This window comes from Brachyspira pilosicoli, from assembly GCF_019402445.1.
GTDB lineage: Bacteria > Spirochaetota > Brachyspiria > Brachyspirales > Brachyspiraceae > Brachyspira > Brachyspira pilosicoli_B.
On record NZ_SRZM01000292.1, the window covers coordinates 1 to 1,068 of the forward strand.

Annotated in this window: 2 protein-coding genes; both read left to right on the forward strand. The window is 26.9% G+C overall.

From position 1 onward, the window contains the following. Window positions 1-322, forward strand: a 322-nt coding sequence (locus E6A48_RS09325) for a hypothetical protein (RefSeq protein WP_219709948.1), incomplete at its 5' end; no start/stop codon positions are given. After that, window positions 319-744 (forward strand): hypothetical protein, encoded by a 426-nt coding sequence (locus E6A48_RS09330; protein ID WP_219709949.1) that lies wholly within the window; start codon window positions 319-321, stop codon window positions 742-744. The genes E6A48_RS09325 and E6A48_RS09330, both read left to right, overlap by 4 nt. Window positions 745-1,068: the final 324 nt, after the last annotated feature.

Here is a 1,068-nt window from a genome sequence, read left to right on the forward strand (position 1 = left end):
ACAAGACAAGACAAGACAAGACAAGACAAGTTTAAACTTTTCAAATAATTTTTTATCATATATTTTATATTATTTTCAGTCGATATTTTTGTTGCAGAATTTTTTTAATCATATAGTTTTTAATAACATTTCAATAATTTCAACTATTAATCAAAGTATTTTAAAAGGGCTTGAAATCCTTGTTTTTGAGGGGAGTATGGCTTATAGCAATAGTACGAATATAGACTTTCTTCTATGCGAGCTTGAAACCCTATATTATGAGAATAAGCATTTTTTAAAAATGTTTATAGTAAAAATTAATTTTAAGGAGAGTTCATTATGAACAAAAAAATCTTATCAATCATTTTTAGTTTATTTTTAGTAGGTGTCTTTAGTATAAGCTGTTCTAATTCTGACAAAACAGGTTCATCTACTATTGATAGTTCAAAAGGCATAGAGCAGTTTAACGGTAATAGTTATGTATCAGAAAACAGTTTTAATTATCAAAGTAGCCAAGTATATTTATGGCTAACAGTGAAAGATGGTAAAGTTGGTATTATTAACGGTAATGACCAAACATCAGAACCTACATATCAAGGATATATGAATGTAGAAGGTTCTGGTACTGATTATACTTTTGATTCTGGTGATGGTTACGTATCAGGTACTTTAAAATTTACTGATACTTCTGTAACAGTTAGATTTACAAAAAATATAGCAGCAGATACTATTGTAGGACAAGATATAGTTTGTAATAAAAAATAATCAATCATATTTTTACTAAAAGGCTTTGCTTGAAAGTTTAAAAAATTTTTAGGTGAAGCCTTTTATTTTTACACTATATAAAAAATTATTATGGTTTTAGTTTAACTTTAATATATAATTAATCTATCATAAAAATAGAGGAGTTTGTTATGTCTCAAAATTTTTACTGCGAATACTGTGGTTCTAAGTTTTCAACAATATCATCACTTACTAACAATTTTTGCAGCAGACACCCAGATGGAAGGGGAAAACATAAGCTTTATGAAGGAGGTGAAAAATCTCAATATTTTTGTGAATATTGCGGAGCTAAGTTTTCAACAATAT

What these genes read in the sequence shown, in the direction of transcription:
- E6A48_RS09330 (WP_219709949.1), top strand. Translation starts at nt 319, where the DNA reads ATGAACAAAAAAATCTTATCAATCATTTTTAGTTTATTTTTAGTAGGT.